We start from the raw sequence: 19,224 nt of genomic DNA on the forward strand, positions 1-19,224 counted from the left end.
TTGCCGCACTCGATGGAGACCAACATGACCCAATACAGCATCAGCCTGCCGGATCCGGCCAAAGCCCGCGGCAACGATCCCGACCTGTCCTTCCGTTCGCAGAGCGCCGGCGGTTTCGCCGAGGAACTGCAGGATGCGCTGCGCAGCACGACATTGTTCGAGCGGTGGCGGGCCAAGCAGCCAGACCCGGATGCGGTGGAACTGCAATGGGGTGCCACCGATCCGGGCGCCACGGTGACGGGTGAGCAGAAAGACCTGCGCATCAACCTGACCGTCTCCACCACGATCGACAGCGACGTGTTCAAGCAGCGCATGCGCCTGCTCGCCGGTAATCACTGGGAAATGCGCGACGTGCGGTAATCGCCGCATCGCCTGGGCGGTCAGCTTCCCGTCAGGGATTTCACGGGGCCCGTGCAGCGCGCTCCGGCATCGTGGGCTTGAATCCGCCCTGGAGTACCCGATGCCGCTGCGCCTGCCTGCTACTGCTTCCCTGCTTGCCCTTGCCCTGGCCGCTGCCACCCCTGCGCTGGCGCAGGCCCCGGCTTCCCTGCCCGCCCCCATCGCTGAAGACGGCACCGTGGCCACCGGCCCCCGCTCGGATCTGCATGCACAGGTGCTGCTGGACCGCGCGCATTTTTCGCCGGGCCAGATCGACGGGCTGCCCGGTTCCAACCAGAAGCGCGCGGTGTCCGGCTTCCAGGCCGCACGCGGCCTGAAGGTGACCGGTGAGCTGGATGATGCCACCTGGCAGGCCCTGCAGCCGGACAGCGCGCCGCCGCTGGCGAGTTACACGCTCACCGCCGAGGACGTTGCAGGCCCGTTCCAGCCGCTTCCGAAGAAGCCCGCCGAGCAGGCCAAGCTCACGGCGATGGGTTTCACCTCTGTGGGCGAGGCCTTGGGCGAACGCTTCCATGCCGATCCCAAGCTGCTGCAGACCCTCAATCCCGGTGTGGATCTTGGCAAGGCCGGCAGCACGATCCAGGTGCCGAACATCGCACCGGCAGCGTTGCCGAAGGCGGCCAAGCTGGTGATCGACAAGTCGGACTCCACGCTGCGCCTGTACGACGCGGCGGGCAAGGTGTACGCGCAGTTCCCGGTGTCGTCGGGCAGCCAGCATGATCCGCTGCCGATCGGCAAGTGGAAGATCCTGGGTGTCTCGCGCAATCCGCCGTTCCACTACAACCCGAAATTGTTCTGGGATGCGAAGGCCGGCGACCGCAAGGCTACCCTGCCGCCGGGCCCGAACAATCCGGTCGGGCCGGTCTGGATCGACATTTCGAAGCCGCATTACGGCCTGCATGGCACGCCCGAGCCGGGCCATGTGGGCAAGACCGAATCGCACGGCTGCGTGCGGATGACCAACTGGGACGCGCTGCAGGTGGCCGACGCGGTGGATGCGTCGGTGCCGGTGGTGATGCAGGAGTAAACGACGATGCTGATGCGACTGCTGGCGTTGGGCGTGGTGGTGGGCGTGGCGGGGTGGTGGTTGCTGGCGTCGGATAGTGGTGTTTCCGCGTCAGCCGGGGGCCAACCCGTCGCGGAGAGCAGCCAGGCAGGGCCTGGCTCTACGCGGGAGGTTGTTGTTCCTGCGCAGGGCAGCCAGGCAGGGCCTGGCTCTACGGGGGAGGTTGTTGCTCCTGCTCAGGGCAGCCAGGCAGGGCCTGGCTCTACGCGGGAGGTGGTTGCTCCTGCGCCGAGCGCGGGGGTTGCCCCGGGTCTGTTGTTGCCGGTGCAGGGGATTACGGCGGCGCAGTTGCAGGACACGTTTACCGATGCGCGCAGCGAGGGGCGGGTGCACGATGCCATCGATATCCTCGCGCCTGAAGGCACGCCGGTACTGGCGGTGGCCGATGGCACGATCGAGAAGCTGTTCGACAGCGAGCGCGGCGGGTTGACCGTGTACCAGTTCGAACCCGGCGGAACGTACTGCTATTACTACGCCCACCTGCAGCGCTATGCCGATGGGCTGGCGGAAAAGCAGGTGGTCAAGCGGGGCGACGTGATCGGCTACGTGGGCCATACCGGCAACGCCAGCCCGGACGCGCCACACCTGCACTTCGAGATCCACCGGCTGGGCCCGGAAAAGCAGTGGTGGAAGGGCGAGTCGCTGAACCCCTACCCGGTGCTGCGTGGCGAGCAGGTCCTGCCCTGAGCCCTGCCCGGCCCGGGTGGCTGAACCGGGATGGGGTGGGCAATTGGCCCGGCCGCCGCGAAGGTGCGAGAATCGCCGGCCCTCCCTTTCCGGCTGGCGCGTTGGCGCCGCCCTCCTGACCGAGACTACGTGAAGACCCCCGAAAGCCTGCAGGCGTTGATCGAAGATGGCGTCATCGATGAAGTGCTGCGCCCGCTCAAGAGCGGCAAGGAAGCGGCCGTGTACGTGGTGCGCAGCGGCGACGATGTGCGCTGCGCCAAGGTCTACAAGGACATGGCCCAGCGCAGCTTCCAGCAGCGCGTGCAGTACCAGGAAGGGCGCAAGGTGCGCGGCAGCCGCGAGGCCCGCGCGGTGGGCAAGGCCAGCAAGTACGGACGCAAGCAGCAGGAAACGGCGTGGAAGAACACCGAGGTCGACGCGCTGTACCAGCTGCGCGAAGCCGGCGTGCGCGTGCCGGAACCCCACGGGTATTTCCATGGCGTGCTGGTGATGGAGCTGGTGACCGACGCGGAGGGGTTCTCCGCCGCGCGGCTGGGCGAGGTCGAGCTGGAGCCCGACCAGGCCCGTGAGTTCCACGCGATCCTGGTGCGCCAGGTGGTGCTGATGCTGTGCTGTGGCCTGATCCACGGCGATCTGTCGCCGTACAACGTGCTGGTGGGTCCGGACGGCCCGGTGGTGATCGATTTCCCGCAGGTGGTGAGCGCCGGTGGCAACAATGCCGCGCGCAGCATGCTCCTGCGCGATGTGAACAACCTCACCGCGTATCTGGGGCGGTCGGCGCCGGAGTTGCTGGATACCTGGTACGGCGAGGAAATGTGGGCGCTGTTCGAGGCCGGTGAACTGCTGCCGGACAGTCCGTTGACCGGCACCTTCGTGCATGACGAATCGACCATCGACCTGGACAGCGTGCGCCACGCGATCAACGACGCGCGCGAAGAAGCGCTGATCCGCCAGCAGGGTCGGGAAGCGGCGGAAGAAGACGACGATTGAGGGGGGTACAGCCACGCAAGGCGTGGCTCTACACGATCAGACGGCCGTACCCATCGGCCGACGGCCGGCCCCACCGGCAGACGGCCGGGCCCATCGTCAGACGACCGTACCCACCGGCAGATGACCAAGTCCACCGGCAGACGTCGGTCCCACCGGCAGATGAGCAAGCCCACCGGCAGACGTCGGTCTCACCGGTGTAGAGCCACGCCCTGCGTGGCTGCCCCTGCCTAGCCGTGCAACGCTTCGGCGTGATGCGCGATGTGCTCGCCGATGAACGTGCTGATGAAGTAATAGCTGTGGTCATACCCCGGCTGCAGCCGCAACTGCAACGGGTGCCCCGCTGCCGTGCACGCGGCCTGCAGCCACTGCGGCTGCAGCTGGCTGTCCAGGAACTCGTCGCCGCCGCCCTGGTCGACCAGCAGGGGCAGCTTTTCCGTCGCCGTGGCCACCAGTTCGCTGGCATCCCACTGCGCCCAGCCGGCGCGATCCTCGCCCAGGTAGGCCGAGAACGCCTTCTGCCCCCACGGCACCCGGGTCGGGGCGACGATCGGCGAGAACGCCGACACGCTGCGGTAGCGGCCCGGGTTGCGCAGCGCGATCACCAGCGCGCCATGCCCGCCCATCGAATGACCACTGATGCCGCGTGCAGCGCTGGCCGGCAGGTGCGCCTCCACCAGCGCCGGCAGCTCTTCGACGATGTAGTCATGCATCCGGTAGTGCTTCGCCCACGGCTGCTCGGTGGCATTGAGGTAGAACCCCGCCCCCTTGCCCAGGTCGTAACCCTCCGCATCGGCGACGTCGTCGCCGCGCGGGCTGGTGTCGGGCGCGACCAGGATCACCCCGTGTTCGGCGGCGTACCGCTGCGCACCGGCCTTGGTGATGAAGTTCTGCTCGGTGCAGGTCAGCCCGCTCAACCAGTACAGCACCGGCAGTTTCTGCGTGGCGGCCTGTGGCGGCAGGTACACGGCCACCTTCATGTCGCAGCCCAGCACCTGCGACCGGTGCTGGTACACGTCCTGCCAGCCACCGAAGGCGGCGCGATGTTCAATGCGTTCCATGGGCGGGCTCCGCGGCAATCAGAAGTGGACGACCGAGCGGATCGACTTGCCTTCGTGCATCAGGTCGAAGGCGTCGTTGATCTGCTCCAGTTCCATGGTGTGGGTGACGAAGGGCGCCAGTTCGATGTCGCCCTTCATCGCGTCTTCGACCATGCCAGGCAGCTGGCTGCGGCCCTTCACGCCACCGAACGCGGTGCCCTTCCACGAGCGGCCGGTCACCAGCTGGAACGGACGGGTGGAGATCTCCTGCCCAGAACCGGCCACGCCGATGATCACCGACTGGCCCCAGCCGCGGTGCGCGCATTCCAGCGCCGCGCGCATCACGTTCACGTTGCCGATGCACTCGAAGGTATGGTCCACGCCCCAGGTGGTCTGTTCGACGATGACCTGCTGGATCGGCTTGTCGAAGTCCTTCGGGTTGATGCAGTCGGTGGCGCCGAACTGCCTGGCCAGCTCGAACTTGGACGGGTTGGTGTCGATGGCGAAGATGCGGCCGGCCTTGGCCTGGCGCGCGCCCTGGATCACCGCCAGGCCGATGCCGCCCAGGCCGAACACGGCGACCGAATCGCCTTCCTGCACCTTGGCGGTGTTGTGCACCGCGCCGATGCCGGTGGTCACGCCGCAGCCGAGCAGGCACACGTGCTCCGGGTTGGCGTCCGGGTTGATCTTGGCCAGCGAAACTTCGGCCACCACGGTGTACTCGCTGAAGGTGGAGCAGCCCATGTAGTGGTAGATCGGCTGGCCGTTGTAGCTGAAGCGGGTGGTGCCGTCGGGCATCACGCCCTTGCCCTGGGTGGCGCGCACCGCCACGCACAGGTTGGTCTTGCCCGAGGTGCAGAACAGGCATTCGCCGCATTCGGCGGTGTACAGCGGAATCACGTGGTCGCCCGGCTTGACGCTGGTCACGCCCTCGCCCACTTCCACCACGATGCCGGCGCCTTCATGTCCCAGCACCGCCGGGAACAGGCCTTCCGGATCATCGCCGGACAGGGTGAACGCGTCGGTATGGCAGACCCCGGTATGGGTGATGCGTACCAGCACTTCGCCCTTCTGCGGCGGGGCAACGTCGATCTCGACGATCTTCAGCGGTTCGCCAGCGGCGAAGGCAACAGCGGCACGGGATTTCATCGGGAACACTCCAGGACGGTAGACAAGGCAGGACAGCGCGCGGGCGGCCGCACGCTCATTTCAGGTAGGAACGGATCAGCGCGCTCATGTCGCGCACGCGCTCGGCGCGCTGCGCATCGGACTGCGCCGGCTGGCCGAATTCCTCGCGCAGGTGGGCTTCCATCACTTCGGACATCAGCCCGTTGACGGCGCCCCGGATCGCCGCGATCTGCTGCAGCACCGGACCGCATTCGGCGCCGGCCTCCAGCGCGCGGTCCAGCGCATCGCACTGGCCGCGGATGCGGCGCACGCGGGCCAGGACCTTCTTTTTTTCTTCCGGGGAATGCGGCACGGCACGGCGACCAGGGAACTATACTGGGGGATAGTATATACGAGCTGGGAAATGCTGCTGCACGACGCCATCACGGCGCTCCATGGATGCTCCTTCCAACCCCACCCCCCAGCCGGACCGACGATGCCCGACGCCCCCTCCTTCGTTGTCCGCTCCTTTGAAGCCAACTACGCCGCCTCCGGCAGTGTCGAGCGCATCCTGTCGCTGACCGTGGACTGCAACTGCGGCACGACCTCCTCCTGCAGCTCAACCCAGCTGATCCACCTGCCCGGTGGCGCGCTGTTCCGCTGCGAACAGTGCGGTTCGCACCAGGCGATCAGCCACGCGCGACTGGATGCCAGCGCCTCGCCGACACGGCTGCTGCGCGAAAGCGCGCCGACCCGCAGCGCACCGATGGTCACCATCCGCTTCTGAGCCGCTGCCTGCACGCGGAAGGCACGGCCTTCCGTCGATGATGGCGTGACACCCCACTGCAGTACCGCCCGCCATGGCCAAGCCGTCCGGCTCCCGTCTCGTTGTCTACGCCGCGCTGGTCGGCAACCTGTGCATCGCCATCGCCAAGTTCGTCGCCGCCGGGATGTCCGGCAGTTCGGCGATGCTCAGCGAAGGCGTGCATTCGCTGGTGGACACCACCAATGAACTCCTGCTGCTGTACGGCCTGCACCGCGCCGACAAGAAGCCCGACACCGTGCACCCGTTCGGGTATGGCCGTGAACTGTACTTCTGGAGCTTCATCGTCGCCCTGCTGGTGTTCGCGGCCGGCGCGGGCGTGTCGGCCTATGAAGGCATCCTGCATATCCGCAACCCGGAACCGGCCACCAACCACACGGTGAGCTACGTGGTGCTGGGCATCTCGTTCCTGTTCGAGGGCGGCTCGTGGTGGGTAGCGCTGCGCGAATTCCGGGCCACCAAGGGGTCGATGGGCTATTTCGAAGCCTTCCGGCGCAGCAAGGATCCGTCCACCTTCACCGTGCTGCTGGAAGACAGCGCCGCCCTGCTCGGGCTGGCGTTCGCGGCGATCGGCCTGGCCGCCGCGCAGTGGCTGGACATGCCCGAGCTCGATGGCGTGGCTTCGCTGTGCATCGCCGGCGTACTGGCGCTCACCGCGTTCCTGCTGGCGCGCGAGACCAAGGGCCTGCTGGTCGGCGAGCCGGCCCACCCCAGCGTCGCCCGGCGGATCATGGCCGTGGCCGACACCGATGCCGACCTGCGCAAAGCCAACGGCGTCACCACCATGCAGATGGGACCGGACCAGGTCGTGGCGATGCTGAGCGCCGAATTCGAGGACGATCGCAACACCCCGCAGATCGAGGCCTGCATTACCCGCATCGAACAGGCGGTCAAGGCCGAATACCCCGAGCTGGTGGCCCTGTTCGTGAAGCCGCAGACCCCCGAAGTGTTCCGTGCCCGGCGTGCGGCACTGGGGGACCCGGGATGAAGCCTTCAGCTCGCCGGGCATGGCCGCCAGCGGTGTGTTCATGGCCACCACGGCCGATCGGATAATCTACCCGGCCCCTGCCTGGCCTTCGGCTGCGAGACTCCTTGAACGTGACGGACCCCATAGACGGACACAGCCGGCGCGACACCGAGCGCATGAAGATGGCGCTGGCGGCCGGTGCCATCGTCGGCACCTGGTTCTGGGACGTGGCCAACGACCGGCTGACCGTCGACGAGGCACTGACCGACGCCTTCGGGCTGGACCCGGCCTCGCCGCAGCACGAGCTGCGCCTGGAACAGGTGCTGCATGCCGTGCACCCGGACGACCATGCCGAACTGGTGGCGGCGATCAACGACGCGATGGTGCGCGGCGGCCGCTACGCGCACCAGTACCGCGCGCGCAACGCGCAGGGCCAGTACCGCTGGCTGGAGGCCATCGGCCGGGTCGACCTGGACGATACCGGGCGCCCGCAGGGCTTCCAGGGCGTGCTGATCGACATCGATGACCGCCGCCAGGTGGAAGCGCAGCGCGACCAGGCCCAGGCCCTGCTGCGCTCGTTCGTGGAAGCCGCGCCCGGCGTGGTGTATGCCAAGGACCGCCAGGGCCGGTTGCTGATCGGCAACCATGGCACCACCGAGCTGATCGGACTGCCGCCGGAGCAATACGTCGGGCGCACCGATGCCGAACTGCTGAACGACCCGGTGCAGGCGGCGATGGTGATGGCCGTCGACGAACGGATCATGGCCAGTGGCCAGGCCGAGCAGCTGGAAGAATCGATCAGCTTCCCCGACGGGCGCCGCGCGGACTGGCTGTCGACCAAGGCACCCCTGCGCGACGCCGACGGCACCGTCGTCGGGTTGATCGGCACCTCGCTGGACATCACCGAGCGCAAGGCCGTCGAGGCGCGCCACCAGGAAATCGAGGAACGCTACCGCCTCGCCGTGCGCGCGACCAACGATGCGATCTGGGACTGGCGCATGACCGACGGCCACGTGATCTGGAACGAGGCGCTGGCCACGCTGTTCGGGCACACCCTGATGGAGTCCGACGCGCAGTGGTGGCTTGATCATATCCATCCGGACGATCGGGATCGCGTGGATCTGGACATCCACCGGGTGATCGACGGCGATGGCACCACCTGGTACGGCGAGTACCGCTTCCAGCGCGCCGACGGCAGCTACGCCCAGGTCCTGGACCGCGGCGCGGTGCTGCGCGGCCCGGACGGCGAGCCGCTGCGCATGATCGGCGCGATGCTCGACCTCACCGCGCGCAAGTCTGCCGAAGCGGCGCTGGCCGAAAGCGAAGAGCGCCTGCGCTTTGCCACCGACGCCGGCGACATGGGCTTCTGGGACGTGGACCTGGTCAACGACGTCCTGATCTGGCCGCCGCGCACCAAGGCGATGTTCGGCATTTCGCCGCAGGTGCCGGTCAGCCTGCGCGACTTCTACGACGGCCTGCATCCGGCCGACCGCGAAGCGGTACACGCGGCCTTTAGCGCCGCCGCCGATCCGGCACAGCGCGCGTTGTACGACGTGGAATACCGCACCGTCGGCAAGGAGGACGGCGTGGTCCGCTGGGTAGCGGCGAAGGGCCGTGGCCACTTCGAGGGCGAGCGCTGCCTGCGCGTGGTCGGCGTGGCCATCGAAGTCACCGCGCGCAAACTCGCCGAGGCGCGGCTGCACGAACTCAACGAACAGCTGGAAAGCCGCGTGGCCGAAGAGGTCGCCGAACGGACCCGGGTCGAGGACGCGCTGCGCCAGAGCCAGAAGATGGAAGCGGTGGGCCAGCTCACCGGCGGAATCGCGCACGACTTCAACAACATGCTGGCGGCCGTGATCGGCCCACTCGCCCTGCTGTCGCTGCGGCTGGGCGAGAGCGACCCGCTGGTCACCCGCTACATCGACATGGCCATCGACGGCGCCAACCGCGCCGCGCAGCTGACCCAGCGGCTGCTGGCGTTTTCCCGCCAGCAGCCGCTGCAGCCGGTGCCGGTGGATGCCAACCGCCTGGTGGCGGGCATGACCGACCTGTTCGTGCACTCGCTGGGCGGCAACATCCGCCTGGAGACCACGCTGGCGCCGGACCTGTGGCTGACCTTCGCCGACGCCAACCAGCTGGAGAACGTGATCCTCAACCTGGCGGTCAACGCGCGCGACGCGATGCCGGCGGGCGGCCGCCTGTCCGTCGCCACCGCCAACTGCACGGTGGACCGGGACAGTGCCGACGCGCATCCCACGGTGCCGCGGGGCCAGTACATCCTGGTCACGGTGGCCGACAACGGCACCGGCATGACGGCGGAGGTCATCGCCAAGGCATTCGATCCCTTCTTCACCACCAAGCAGGTCGGCCAAGGCACCGGCTTGGGCCTGTCGCAGGTGTATGGCTTCGTCAAACAGTCCGCCGGGCACGTGAAGCTGTGTTCTGCGGTCGGCGAAGGCACCACCGTCAAGCTGTACCTGCCGCGCCTGGCTGCCACCGTCGACACCGTCGATGCGCCCACCGCAGGCGACGTCGCGGCCCCGGTCGGGCTGCGCGAACGGGTGCTGGTGGTGGAAGACGAGCCCGCCGTGCGCCAGTTCTCGGTCGAAGCGCTCACCGCACTGGGCTATGACGTGCTCGCCGCCGAAGGCGCGGCACCCGCGCTGGCGTTGCTGGACGCGCATGCCGACATCGCGCTGCTGTTCACCGACGTGGTCATGCCCGAGGTCAACGGTCGCCAGCTGGCTGATGAAGCGCTACGCCGCCGACCGGATCTCAAGGTGTTGTTCACCACCGGCTACAGCCGCAATGCGCTGGAGCGCGATGGGGTCATCGATCCGGGCGTGCAGGTGATCGGCAAGCCGTTCAGCGTCGCGACGCTGGCGACGCGGGTGCGGGCGGTGTTGGGCGAGGGGCGTTGAGGGGCCTGCCTGGTTGCCACGCAGGGCGTGGCACTACGGGCGGGATGCTGCCAGCTCTACCGAGGGGTGCAGGCCGAAGGTGCGGTGGTACATGCCGGCGAAGCGGCCCTGGTCCCACACGCCGAACCGGGTGCAGATGCTGGTGACGGTGTCGCCCGGGCCGGCTTCGCGCAGCGCCTTGCGGATCACGTGCATGCGTTCGAGCATGTAGTACTGGTGCGGCCCCATGCCGAATACTTCATCGAAGGCGCGGTTGAGGGAACGCTGCGACGTTCCCGCGCTGAGGATCAGGTCGCCGATGACCGCCTCGCCGCGGATGCTCTTGTGGATATGGTCCAGGCTGCGGCGGATGATCTCGTTGCGCGGCACCGTGGGTCGCCCGCGCGCACGCTGCACCGCCTCGGGGTTGGCCAGCACCATGCAGCGCAGCAGCGCGTGGATGAGCTGGCCACTGAACGCCTTGCGCACGCTCGGCGCCTGGAACAGCGTGGGGTCGTCGCGATCGATCACCAGCGCGCGCGTCACCAGGGTGATGATCGCCGTGACTTCCTCGCGGCCGATGTTGACCGGCGTGATGCGGGCGATGTGGTCGTCGAACAGGCCGGCCACTTCGCGCGCACGCTGCACCACCGCGACCACGTCCATGCTCAGCGCGATGAAGCGCGACGGCCGGCGTGAGTAACCATGTACCTCGCCGCCGGGCGGGTACCAGATGAACTGCTCATCGGAGGTCTCCTGCCCCTGCATGGCCGCGTCGCTGCCGGGCAGCGAGACGTAGGCGAGGTAGCGATGGTGCTCGTTCAGTCCGTTGAACAGCACCGGCGCCCCGTCGCTGCCCAGCATGGCAACGACATCGCCGGCATCCAGCAGCTCCAGCGTCCACTCGCCCCTGCCGGGCCCGATCAGGCGCATGACACCGTCCACGCCGGCAAGCGCGTCGGTGTAAGCCTCGAAGTCGTTGAATCGCTGTAGCGGCATGGGGGGCGCCGTGGACGAAAGGGAGGTACCGCGCGTGCGGTGTGTCAGGCTGCGGCGATCCCCCCATGAAGGTCGCTGCCCGACGCTCGATATCCGCTAGTTGAAGTTGTCCCGGATGGTGGTAACCCGGCCTTCGCGGAAGGTGATCTGGATTTTCATCATCCTGGTACTCCCTGATTGCCGGGGCAGACGCGCCCCGGGGCCGACTTTGCCACAAGCCGGCGCCCGGGGGTATTGTCCCTGGGTCACAATTCAGCGCAGCGGATCGGCTGGCACGCCCTCATGGGTGATGCGCACCGGCAGCACGTGGCCCTGTTCATCGAAGTGCATGCGCTCGATGGCCGTGGCGCGGTGATCGCGCGCCTTGTCGCCCAGCGGACGCCGGTGATAGACGATGTACCAGTTGTCGCTGCCCGGGGCGTGGATGACCGAGTGGTGGCCGGCACTGGTGGCAATGGCCGGGTCCTGCTGCAGGATGCGGCCGATCCGCTTGAACGGGCCGGTAGGCGCATCGGCGATGGCATAGGCCACCGAGTAATCCGGGCCGCCCCAGCCGCCTTCGGACCACATGAAGTAATAACGGCCATCGCGCTTGAACATCAACGGGCCTTCCACGTATTCCGGGGCCGGGGTGATTTCCTTGAACACGGTGCCGTCGGCCAGCGGCAGCACGCCGGTGAAATCGTCCTTCAGGCGCACGATATTGGCGTGCTTCCAGCCGCCGTAGAGCATGTACCAGCTGCCATCGTCGTCCTTGAACACGAACTGGTCGATCGGCTGGGCGCCGTTGTGGAACCCGCCCACCAGGGGCTTGCCGAGCAGGTCGCGGTAATGCCCTTCGGGTTTGTCGGCCACGGCCACGCCGATCCCACCCAGCTCCTGGTCGTTCTTGATGTCGTTGGCGGAGAAGAAGAAGTAGTAGCGGCCGTCCTTCTCCACCACCGAGGGCGCCCACATCGCCTCGCGCGCCCAGGAAACCGCCTCGACCTTCAGGACGCCGGGATGCTTCGTCCAGGTCACAAGGTCGGGTGAGGAAAACGCGTCGAACACGGTCTGCTCGGCGTACTCGCGCGAGCTGGTGGGGAAGATCCAGTACTTCCCGTTGAATACGGCTGCTTCCGGGTCGGCGTACCAGCCCGGCAGGATGGGGTTGCCGGACATCGCCGGTGCCTTGCCCTGCGCCACGCCGGTTGCACCCGCCCCGAATGAAACGCTTGCTGCCAATGCCGCGGCCATCATCGTGCTGCGAAACGTCATGCCCTGCCCTCCCGAACCGGTAGATGAGGGTCGAGTTTAGATCGATTCAGTCCCGGATTTCCGTACAGGGGGTCACCTGTGTGCACAGCCCGCCGCGCCCTCGTTCGACTGCGTGGCGGACAGCGGGGGCTGGCACTACGATGGAGATCTGCGTGCCGCCCGCCAAGAGCCGGCGGCACCGCTGCCCCCAGGAGGTCGCATGCAGTTTCTGGTCAACATCGATGTGGACAACGTGGAGGACGCGCTGTCGTTCTATACGCGGGCATTCGCGCTGCACGTCGGCCGACGTTTCGGGAACGATGGCGTGGAGCTGCTGGGGGGGCCGGCGCCGATCTACCTGCTGGCCAAAGCCCCCGGCACCACGGCCACGCCGCAGGTGCGTGACCGACGCGATTACCGCCGCCACTGGACGCCGCTCCACCTGGACTGGGTCGTGGACAATCTTGATGCCGCCCTGGCGCGCGCGATTGCCGCGGGCGCGCGCGTGGAGCAGCCGCCCGCAACCCATGCCTGGGGCCGGATCGCCCTGCTCGCCGATCCCTTCGGCCACGGCTTCTGCCTGCTGCAGTTCCTGGGCCGAGGCTATGACGAAATCAGCAGTGCCTGAGCGTCCCGGGTTGCGCTGCGCTCAAGCGCCATCGCGCAGCATGTCCACGAACGCGCGCAACGCCGAGGACATCTGCCGCTGGCGTGGGTAGTAAAGCACCCAGCCGGCGAAGGGCTCGCTCCAGTCCTCCAGCACCGCCACCAGCCGGCCATCGTCCAGGTAGGGCCGTGCCGCATCTTCCAGCACGTAGGCAAAGCCCAGGCCGTCCAGCACCGCCTGCAGGATGGTGTGCTGGTCGCCCAGCGTGAGCCGGCCCGGCACGTCGATGTCCAGGGTCTGCCCATCGCGTTCGAACTGCCATTTGTACAGATGCCCGCTGGCGAAGCGGAAGCGCACGCACTCGTGCTCGACCAGCTCGCGCGGATGCCGCGGAATGCCGCGACCGCGCAGATAGGCCGGCGAGGCCACGATCAGGCCCCGCAACGCCGGGCCCAGTGGCACCGCCACCATGTCTTCGGGCACGAACTCGTGCAGGCGCACCCCCGCGTCGTAGCCTTTCGCCACGATGTCCACCAGTCCATCGTCCTGCGCCACCTCCAGCCGCACATCCGGGTGCGCGCGCAGGAAATGCGCCAGGCGCGGTCCGAGCTGGGTGTGTACCGCCGCGCGGGTGGCATTGATCCGCAGCAGCCCGGCCGGTGCCGCGCGGAAGTGATTCATCTCTTCCAGCGCGTCATGCACCTGGCCCAGCGCCGGCTGCAGGCGGTCCAGCAGCCGCTGCCCGGCTTCGGTGAGGGCAACGCTGCGGGTGGTGCGGTGGAACAGGCCTACCCCCAGCCGCTCTTCCAGCGCGCGGATCGCATAGCTCACCGCCGAGGTCGACAAGGCCAGCTCCGCCCCGGCGCGGCGGAAGCTGCGGTGGCGCGCGACTGCGGCGAACGCAGCCAGGTGGGTGAGGTTGTCAGTGGCCACGATTGTGCAGTCTGCCTTGATGAATCATGCCGATATATTGACTGTATACCACTGGGAAGCGGGCGTATTGTAAAGCGCCTTTCCATAAATCCCAGGATATCCCCATGTCCCTCGCCCATGGCTATGCCGTGCACGACCAGACCGCACCGCTGGTGCCGTTCTCCTTTGAACGCCGCGCGGTCGGTGCCGACGACGTCCGCATCCAGATCCTCTACAGCGGCATCTGCCACTCCGACCTGCACCAGGCCCGCGACGACTGGGGTGGCGCGCAGTTCCCGATGGTGCCGGGCCACGAAATCATCGGCCGGGTCACCGAGGTCGGCGCCAACGTCACCCGCTTCAAGGTCGGCGACTTCGCCGGCGTCGGCTGCATGGTTGACTCCTGCCGCCACTGCGATGCCTGCGACCACGACCTGGAGCAGTACTGCGAAAAGGGTCCGACCTACACCTACAACAGCACCGAGCGCGGCAGCGACCAGCTGACCTACGGCGGTTACTCCGACCACATCGTGGTCGAGCAGCGCTTCGTGGTGAAGGTGTCGGAGACGCTCGACCTGAAGGCCGCCGCGCCGCTGCTGTGCGCGGGCATCACCACCTATTCCCCGTTGCGCCACTGGAAGGTCGGCCCCGGCCAGAAGGTCGGCGTGATCGGCCTGGGCGGCCTCGGCCACATGGGCGTGAAGTTCGCCAAGGCGATGGGCGCCACCGTGGTGATGATCACCACCACCCCTGAAAAGGGTGCCGACGCCAAGCGCCTGGGCGCCGACGAGGTGCTGGTCTCGCGTGACCCGGCGCAGATGAAGGCACACGCCAACAGCTTCGACTTCCTGCTCAACACCATCCCGGTGAGCCACGACACCAACCCGTACATGTCGCTGCTCAAGCGTGACGCCACCATGTGCCTGGTCGGTGTGATCACCGAACTGGACCCGCCGTTGAACGGCTCCAGCGTCATCTTCGGCCGCAAGCACGTGACCGGCTCGGCGATCGGCGGCATGGCCGAGACCCAGGAAATGATGGACTTCTGCGCCGAACACAACATCGTCAGCGACGTCGAAGTGATCGACATCAAGACGGTCAACGAAGCGTGGGCGCGAATGGCGAAGAACGACGTGCGGTACCGCTTCGTGATCGACATGGCCACGCTGGCGGCATAAGGCATCAACAAAAACCCCGGCATTGCCGGGGTTTTTTCATGGATCAGTAAGCGAACTGCTCGAATACCGGGTCCACGTTCTGGTTCCACTCGCCATGGAACAGCGCCAGCTTGCGTTCGGCCGGGGTGATCCCCGAATCGACGATTTCCTGCAGCACGTCCAGGAAGTGGCTTTCGTCCTGGCCATCGGCATTGCGTGCCGCACGACGCTGCAGGCCAGCCACCGCGATCTTCAGCGCCTCGCGCGCCAGGTCGCGCACCGTGCCGCCGCGGAATGGCAGGTTCAGTGCATGCTTGGGCACCCCGTCGCGCAGCGCGTGGCGTTCCACCAGGCTGAAGTCGCGCACCAGGTCCCACGCCGCATCCAGCGCCGCATCGTCGTACAGCAGGCCGACCCAGAATGCCGGCAACGCGCACAGCCGGCTCCACGGGCCGGCATCGGCACCGCGCATTTCCAGGTACTTCTTCAGGCGCACCTCGGGGAACGCGGTGGTCATGTGGTCCGACCAGTCGCGCAGCGTCGGCAGCTGGCCCGGCAACACCGGCAGCTTGCCCACCATGAAATCGCGGAAGCTCTGCCCGCTGGCATCGTGGTACACGCCATCGCGGTACGAAAAATACATCGGCACATCGAGCAGGTAATCCACGTACCGCTCGTAACCGAAGCCGTCCTCGAACACGAAGTCGAGCATGCCGGTACGGCCTGCGTCCGTGTCCGTCCAGATGTGCGAACGGTAGCTCAGGTAACCGTTCGGCCTGCCTTCGGTGAAGGGCGAATCGGCGAACAGCGCCGTGGCGATCGGCTGCAGCGCCAGCGACACCCGGAACTTTTTCACCATGTCCGCTTCGGTGGCGTAATCCAGGTTCACCTGCACGGTGCAGGTGCGGGTCATCATGTCCAGGCCCAGCGAGCCGACCTTGGGCATGTAGTCGCGCATGATCCGGTAGCGGCCCTTGGGCATCCACGGCATCTCGTCGCGCCGCCACTTGGGCTGGAAGCCCATGCCGAGGAAGCCCAGCTGCAGTTCGGCGGCCACCTGGGCCACTTCGTTGAGATGGGTGCCGGTTTCCACGCAGGTCTGGTGGATGCTTTCCAGCGCGGCACCGGACAGCTCCAGCTGGCCGGCCGGTTCCAGGGTCACCGACGCGTTGTCGCGCAGCAGCGCGATGGTGCGGCCGTTCTCCTGCACCGGCGCCCAGCCGAAGCGGGTCAGCCCGGTCAGCAGCGCCTCGATGCCGCGCTCGCCGTCGAAGGTCGGCGGGCGCAGGTCGTCCAGGCGGAAGCCGAACTTCTCGTGCTCGGTGCCGATGCGCCACTGCGCCTTGGGCTTTTCGCCGGAGGCCAACGTGGCGACCAGTTCGTTACGGTCGGTGATCGGCGTCTCGGCGACGTGGCTGGGGCTCGACAAGGGGGGGCTCGCAGGGATTCTGGTCTGGACGGGGATGTGGGGCTCAACGCCCAGCATCGCAAGGGCGCAGTATAGGGTGGCCGTTCCGACCGTCATGCCATCGTGACGGTTTTCTGCATCCTATTGGCTGGGACTTGACCGCGCCGATGTCCGCGCGACAGAGCGCGTACCGACCAACGGTCGGTACCTACCGGTAGCACCCGACCGTTGGCCTGGTGGCATCGGTTGATACGCGCCGGTAGGACCCGACCGTTGGTCGGGTGGCAGGAATCAGGGCGCCGCGGGCGCCGGCTTGTCCAGGCCCAGCCAGCCGCCGATGATGCCGCGTGCCTCGTCCACGCCCTGGCGTGCCGGTCCGGAGAAGGTCTGCACGCTGACGGTGTCGCCGAAGGACGACTGCAGTTCCTTACGCACCTTCTGCAGGGCAATGCCCTGCTGGCCACGACCCAGCTTGTCGGCCTTGGTCAGCAGCGCGTGCGCCGGCAGGCCTCGCTGCACGGCGTAGGCCAGCATCTGCCGGTCGTAGTCCTTGAGCGGGTGGCGGATGTCCATCACCACCACCAGGCCGCGCAGGGCCTCGCGGGTGCGGAAGTACTGGTCGATGAAGGCCTGCCAGTGCGCCTGCAGGTCCAGCGGCACCTTGGCGTACCCGTAACCGGGCAGGTCGACCAGCTTGGCCTCCGGGGTGACCTCGAAGAACACCAGCTGCTGGGTGCGGCCGGGGGTCTTGGAGACCCGGGCCAGGCTGTTCTGGCGGGTCAGGGCGTTGAGGGCACTGGATTTGCCGGCGTTGGAGCGGCCGGCGAAGGCCACTTCGGCCCCCACGTCGTCCGGCAATTGCCGGATATTGTGGGCCGAGAGCAGGTATTGGGCGCGTTCGAGGAGCAATGACATGCGCATAGGATCGCACGCCGCCGGTTTTGCCGCACTGCCGCGTTGACCCTGGCGTGAAAGCGCATGGATAATCGGGCGATCCCCGCGTGTGCATCCTGCACATGCCAGGCCGGTCCACACGGAGCTTCCGCATGCGCCATGCTCGCGTTCTTGCCGTTTCCGCTGTTGCTGTATCGCTGTTGGCCGCCGTCGCGGTCGCCCAGACCGCGGTGACCCCGCTGCCGGACAACGCGCCGGTAAGGACGGCGTCGCTCGAAGTCGATTTCAGCAAGACCACCTGGGGCGACCCCAAGGCCGGCCAGACCAAGGCCGCCGCCTGCGCGGCCTGCCATTCGGCCGATGGCAATTCCACGGTCGAGATGTACCCCAGCATCGCCGGTCAGAGCGAGCGCTACAGCGCCCTGCAGATGGCGCTGATCGCCAACGGCCAGCGCACCTCCGGAGCGTCGGCGGCGATGGTGCCGTTCGTACAGGACCTCACGCCGCAGGACATGCGCGACATCGGCGCCTACTTCGCGACGCAGAAGGCCAATGCCGGGCTTGCCGACGACGGCGTGGTCACCGAAGGCCCCTACAAGGACAAGAAGTTCTTCGAGATCGGCCAGCAGCTGTACCGCGGCGGCGATGCCCAGCGCGGCATCCCGGCCTGCATGGCCTGCCACGGCCCCACCGGTGCCGGCAATCCGGGCCCGGCCTACCCGCACATCGGCGGCCAGCATGCGTCCTATGTGGCGCGCCGGCTGCAGGAGTACCAGGCCGGCGTCACCCAGGAAACCGACAAGGCCCACTTCCAGATCATGGCCACGATCGCCAAGTCACTGACCGAGCAGGAAATCCAGGCGCTGGGCAGCTACCTGCAGGGCCTGCACAACCGCGCCGACGACGTGGCGGCGGCCGCACCCCGCCCGGGCGCCGCCCGGCAGTGACGCCGGGGGCGCCCCGGAACCGATGACAGATGCGCCCCGCCCCCGCGGCGGGGTATGTTCACCCCCCCACGCCGGCACTGGGCCGGCGTTGTTTTTTCCGATGGAGAGCAATGTAAATGACGCTGATGCCCCGTTTGATGCTGTTGTTGCTGGCCCTGGCACCCCTGTCGGTGCTGGCCGCACCCGCCGCCGCCCCGCTGGTGGAAGGCGAAGACTACGAGGTGATCGCGTCGCCGGGCCCGTTCGCGCCGCTGGCCGGCAAGGTCGAAGTAGTGGAAATGTTCGGCTACACCTGCCCGCACTGCGCGCATTTCGAGCCCACCCTGGAAGCCTGGGCGAAGAAACTGCCCAAGGACGTGCGCTTCACCCCGGTGCCGGCGGCGTTCGGTGGCTACTGGGATTCCTACGCCCGTGCCTACTACGCTGCAGAGCAGCTGGGGGTGGCCAAGCGCAGCCATGCCGCCATGTTCAAAGCGTTGCATGAAGAAAAAACGCTGCCGATGCAGAACGTGTCCCCCGACGAGCTCGCGGGCTTCTACACCGCATACGGGGTGAGCGCAGGCGCCTACACCACCGCGCTGAAGAGCACGGCGGTAGAACAGAAGGTCAAGGCTGCGCGGGATTTCGCCCAGCGCACCCGGGTGCCCGGCACCCCGGCCCTGATCGTCAACGGCAAGTACCTGGTCAAGGGCGACTCCTTCGACGACATGCTGCGCAATACCGATGCCCTGATCGCCCGCGAGCGCGCCGGCGCCAAGGCTCGCTGAACCATCACGCACCCTGCACGCGGCGCCCCGGCGGGCGCGTGTCATCATTCCCCCCTGGCTGGCGCCCGACGCGCCGGCCCCAACATGCACCGCTGGAGACGCTTCGATGAAGACCCGTTTCGCCCTCATGCTCATGGCCCTGCTGCCCCTCCTGGCAGCCTGCAAGGCCCAGGACGGCACCGCCAACACCGCCGCCCCGACCGAACCGGCCACCACCGAAGCGCCGGCGACAACCACGCCGGACACCACCGCCGCCAGCGGTGAGACCGCTGCCGCCGAGCAGGCCGCCGCCGAAGCTGCCAGCCAGGCGTCGGCCGACAC

General features: G+C 67.7%; 19 protein-coding genes and 1 pseudogene. 12 read left to right on the forward strand and 8 right to left on the reverse strand.

Going from position 1 to position 19,224, the window contains the following annotated elements; all coding sequences use genetic code 11:
* The first annotated feature begins 24 nt into the window (after positions 1–24).
* From RWO33_RS02200 to RWO33_RS02215, 4 genes are all read left to right on the forward strand, one after another.
* Positions 25–360: a hypothetical protein gene (locus RWO33_RS02200; protein ID WP_314101623.1), complete on the forward strand. Its 336-nt coding sequence runs from the start codon at positions 25–27 to the stop codon at positions 358–360.
* A gap of 100 nt (positions 361–460) precedes the next feature.
* On the forward strand, positions 461–1,426 hold the full coding sequence (locus tag RWO33_RS02205) for a L,D-transpeptidase family protein (RefSeq protein ID WP_314101624.1): 966 nt from the start codon (positions 461–463) through the stop codon (positions 1,424–1,426).
* A 6-nt stretch (positions 1,427–1,432) separates the two neighbouring features.
* Positions 1,433–2,152 carry a M23 family metallopeptidase gene (locus RWO33_RS02210; RefSeq protein ID WP_314101626.1) on the forward strand — a complete coding sequence of 240 codons (720 nt, stop codon included), beginning with the start codon at positions 1,433–1,435 and terminating at the stop codon, positions 2,150–2,152.
* 129 nt (positions 2,153–2,281) lie between these two features.
* Positions 2,282–3,142 carry a PA4780 family RIO1-like protein kinase gene (locus tag RWO33_RS02215; protein ID WP_314101627.1) on the forward strand — a complete coding sequence of 287 codons (861 nt, stop codon included), beginning with the start codon at positions 2,282–2,284 and terminating at the stop codon, positions 3,140–3,142.
* Between the two features lie 227 nt (positions 3,143–3,369).
* Here RWO33_RS02215 and fghA read toward each other — a convergent pair whose 3' ends face one another.
* The 3 genes from fghA to frmR are packed head-to-tail and all read right to left on the reverse strand — an operon-like array spanning position 3,370 to position 5,659.
* On the reverse strand, positions 3,370–4,200 hold the full coding sequence (gene fghA / locus RWO33_RS02220; RefSeq protein ID WP_145479218.1) for an S-formylglutathione hydrolase: 831 nt from the start codon (positions 4,198–4,200) through the stop codon (positions 3,370–3,372).
* 18 nt (positions 4,201–4,218) lie between these two features.
* Positions 4,219–5,328: an S-(hydroxymethyl)glutathione dehydrogenase/class III alcohol dehydrogenase gene (locus RWO33_RS02225; RefSeq protein WP_314101629.1), complete on the reverse strand. Its 1,110-nt coding sequence runs from the start codon at positions 5,326–5,328 to the stop codon at positions 4,219–4,221.
* A 55-nt stretch (positions 5,329–5,383) separates the two neighbouring features.
* A complete protein-coding gene (frmR, locus tag RWO33_RS02230; RefSeq protein WP_068853984.1) occupies positions 5,384–5,659 on the reverse strand; it encodes a formaldehyde-responsive transcriptional repressor FrmR in 276 nt (91 codons plus the stop codon).
* 123 nt (positions 5,660–5,782) lie between these two features.
* Here frmR and RWO33_RS02235 point away from each other — a divergent pair, with 123 nt between their 5' ends.
* The 3 genes from RWO33_RS02235 (at position 5,783) to RWO33_RS02245 (ending at position 9,997) form a co-directional block, all read left to right on the forward strand.
* On the forward strand, positions 5,783–6,073 hold the full coding sequence (locus RWO33_RS02235; RefSeq protein WP_314101634.1) for a hypothetical protein: 291 nt from the start codon (positions 5,783–5,785) through the stop codon (positions 6,071–6,073).
* A 73-nt stretch (positions 6,074–6,146) separates the two neighbouring features.
* Complete coding sequence (locus RWO33_RS02240) at positions 6,147–7,097, forward strand: cation diffusion facilitator family transporter (RefSeq protein WP_314101636.1); 951 nt, start codon at positions 6,147–6,149, stop codon at positions 7,095–7,097.
* Positions 7,098–7,207: 110 nt separating this feature from the next.
* Positions 7,208–9,997 (forward strand): PAS domain-containing protein, encoded by a 2,790-nt coding sequence (locus tag RWO33_RS02245; RefSeq protein ID WP_314101638.1) that lies wholly within the window; start codon positions 7,208–7,210, stop codon positions 9,995–9,997.
* A 33-nt stretch (positions 9,998–10,030) separates the two neighbouring features.
* Here the strand turns inward: RWO33_RS02245 and RWO33_RS02250 are convergent, their stop codons facing one another.
* Together RWO33_RS02250 and RWO33_RS02255 are read right to left on the reverse strand one after the other, a co-directional pair.
* Complete coding sequence (locus RWO33_RS02250) at positions 10,031–10,975, reverse strand: helix-turn-helix domain-containing protein (RefSeq protein ID WP_314101640.1); 945 nt, start codon at positions 10,973–10,975, stop codon at positions 10,031–10,033.
* 252 nt (positions 10,976–11,227) lie between these two features.
* Complete coding sequence (locus RWO33_RS02255) at positions 11,228–12,232, reverse strand: glycoside hydrolase family 43 protein (RefSeq protein WP_314101643.1); 1,005 nt, start codon at positions 12,230–12,232, stop codon at positions 11,228–11,230.
* Positions 12,233–12,431: 199 nt separating this feature from the next.
* On the opposite strand from RWO33_RS02255, the gene RWO33_RS02260 reads away from it, so the two are divergent.
* Complete coding sequence (locus RWO33_RS02260) at positions 12,432–12,839, forward strand: VOC family protein (protein ID WP_314101645.1); 408 nt, start codon at positions 12,432–12,434, stop codon at positions 12,837–12,839.
* Positions 12,840–12,860: 21 nt separating this feature from the next.
* Here the strand turns inward: RWO33_RS02260 and RWO33_RS02265 are convergent, their stop codons facing one another.
* Positions 12,861–13,751, reverse strand: a complete 891-nt coding sequence (locus RWO33_RS02265; RefSeq protein WP_314101647.1) for a LysR family transcriptional regulator — start codon at positions 13,749–13,751, stop codon at positions 12,861–12,863.
* A gap of 104 nt (positions 13,752–13,855) precedes the next feature.
* Here RWO33_RS02265 and RWO33_RS02270 point away from each other — a divergent pair, with 104 nt between their 5' ends.
* Complete coding sequence (locus RWO33_RS02270) at positions 13,856–14,908, forward strand: NAD(P)-dependent alcohol dehydrogenase (protein WP_145479209.1); 1,053 nt, start codon at positions 13,856–13,858, stop codon at positions 14,906–14,908.
* Between the two features lie 43 nt (positions 14,909–14,951).
* On the opposite strand, the gene RWO33_RS02275 is transcribed toward RWO33_RS02270, so the two are convergent.
* Positions 14,952–16,316 (reverse strand): glutamate--cysteine ligase, encoded by a 1,365-nt coding sequence (locus RWO33_RS02275; RefSeq protein WP_314101649.1) that lies wholly within the window; start codon positions 16,314–16,316, stop codon positions 14,952–14,954.
* 270 nt (positions 16,317–16,586) lie between these two features.
* On the reverse strand, positions 16,587–17,210 hold the full coding sequence (yihA, locus tag RWO33_RS02280; protein WP_314101651.1) for a ribosome biogenesis GTP-binding protein YihA/YsxC: 624 nt from the start codon (positions 17,208–17,210) through the stop codon (positions 16,587–16,589).
* A 131-nt stretch (positions 17,211–17,341) separates the two neighbouring features.
* Between yihA and RWO33_RS02285 the strand changes: the two genes are divergently transcribed.
* From RWO33_RS02285 to RWO33_RS02295, 3 genes and pseudogenes are all read left to right on the forward strand, one after another.
* Positions 17,342–18,136, forward strand: a complete 795-nt coding sequence (locus RWO33_RS02285; RefSeq protein WP_314101653.1) for a c-type cytochrome — start codon at positions 17,342–17,344, stop codon at positions 18,134–18,136.
* A 116-nt stretch (positions 18,137–18,252) separates the two neighbouring features.
* Positions 18,253–18,903 (forward strand): thiol:disulfide interchange protein DsbA/DsbL, encoded by a 651-nt coding sequence (locus RWO33_RS02290; RefSeq protein WP_314101655.1) that lies wholly within the window; start codon positions 18,253–18,255, stop codon positions 18,901–18,903.
* A 106-nt stretch (positions 18,904–19,009) separates the two neighbouring features.
* Positions 19,010–19,224, forward strand: a pseudogene (locus RWO33_RS02295) (thiol:disulfide interchange protein DsbA/DsbL); the annotation flags it as partial.

The sequence above is a fragment of the uncultured Stenotrophomonas sp. genome (genome assembly GCF_963519925.1).
In the GTDB taxonomy this organism is placed as follows: Bacteria; Pseudomonadota; Gammaproteobacteria; order Xanthomonadales; family Xanthomonadaceae; genus Stenotrophomonas; species Stenotrophomonas maltophilia_AE.

What these genes read in the sequence shown, in the direction of transcription:
- RWO33_RS02200 (WP_314101623.1), top strand. Translation starts at nt 25, where the DNA reads ATGACCCAATACAGCATCAGCCTGCCGGATCCGGCCAAAGCCCGCGGC.
- RWO33_RS02205 (WP_314101624.1), top strand. Translation starts at nt 461, where the DNA reads ATGCCGCTGCGCCTGCCTGCTACTGCTTCCCTGCTTGCCCTTGCCCTG.
- RWO33_RS02210 (WP_314101626.1), top strand. Translation starts at nt 1,433, where the DNA reads ATGCTGATGCGACTGCTGGCGTTGGGCGTGGTGGTGGGCGTGGCGGGG.
- fghA (WP_145479218.1), bottom strand. Translation starts at nt 4,200, where the DNA reads ATGGAACGCATTGAACATCGCGCCGCCTTCGGTGGCTGGCAGGACGTG.
- RWO33_RS02225 (WP_314101629.1), bottom strand. Translation starts at nt 5,328, where the DNA reads ATGAAATCCCGTGCCGCTGTTGCCTTCGCCGCTGGCGAACCGCTGAAG.
- RWO33_RS02235 (WP_314101634.1), top strand. Translation starts at nt 5,783, where the DNA reads ATGCCCGACGCCCCCTCCTTCGTTGTCCGCTCCTTTGAAGCCAACTAC.
- RWO33_RS02240 (WP_314101636.1), top strand. Translation starts at nt 6,147, where the DNA reads ATGGCCAAGCCGTCCGGCTCCCGTCTCGTTGTCTACGCCGCGCTGGTC.
- RWO33_RS02250 (WP_314101640.1), bottom strand. Translation starts at nt 10,975, where the DNA reads ATGCCGCTACAGCGATTCAACGACTTCGAGGCTTACACCGACGCGCTT.
- RWO33_RS02255 (WP_314101643.1), bottom strand. Translation starts at nt 12,232, where the DNA reads ATGACGTTTCGCAGCACGATGATGGCCGCGGCATTGGCAGCAAGCGTT.
- RWO33_RS02260 (WP_314101645.1), top strand. Translation starts at nt 12,432, where the DNA reads ATGCAGTTTCTGGTCAACATCGATGTGGACAACGTGGAGGACGCGCTG.
- RWO33_RS02270 (WP_145479209.1), top strand. Translation starts at nt 13,856, where the DNA reads ATGTCCCTCGCCCATGGCTATGCCGTGCACGACCAGACCGCACCGCTG.
- yihA (WP_314101651.1), bottom strand. Translation starts at nt 17,210, where the DNA reads ATGTCATTGCTCCTCGAACGCGCCCAATACCTGCTCTCGGCCCACAAT.
- RWO33_RS02285 (WP_314101653.1), top strand. Translation starts at nt 17,342, where the DNA reads ATGCGCCATGCTCGCGTTCTTGCCGTTTCCGCTGTTGCTGTATCGCTG.
- RWO33_RS02290 (WP_314101655.1), top strand. Translation starts at nt 18,253, where the DNA reads ATGACGCTGATGCCCCGTTTGATGCTGTTGTTGCTGGCCCTGGCACCC.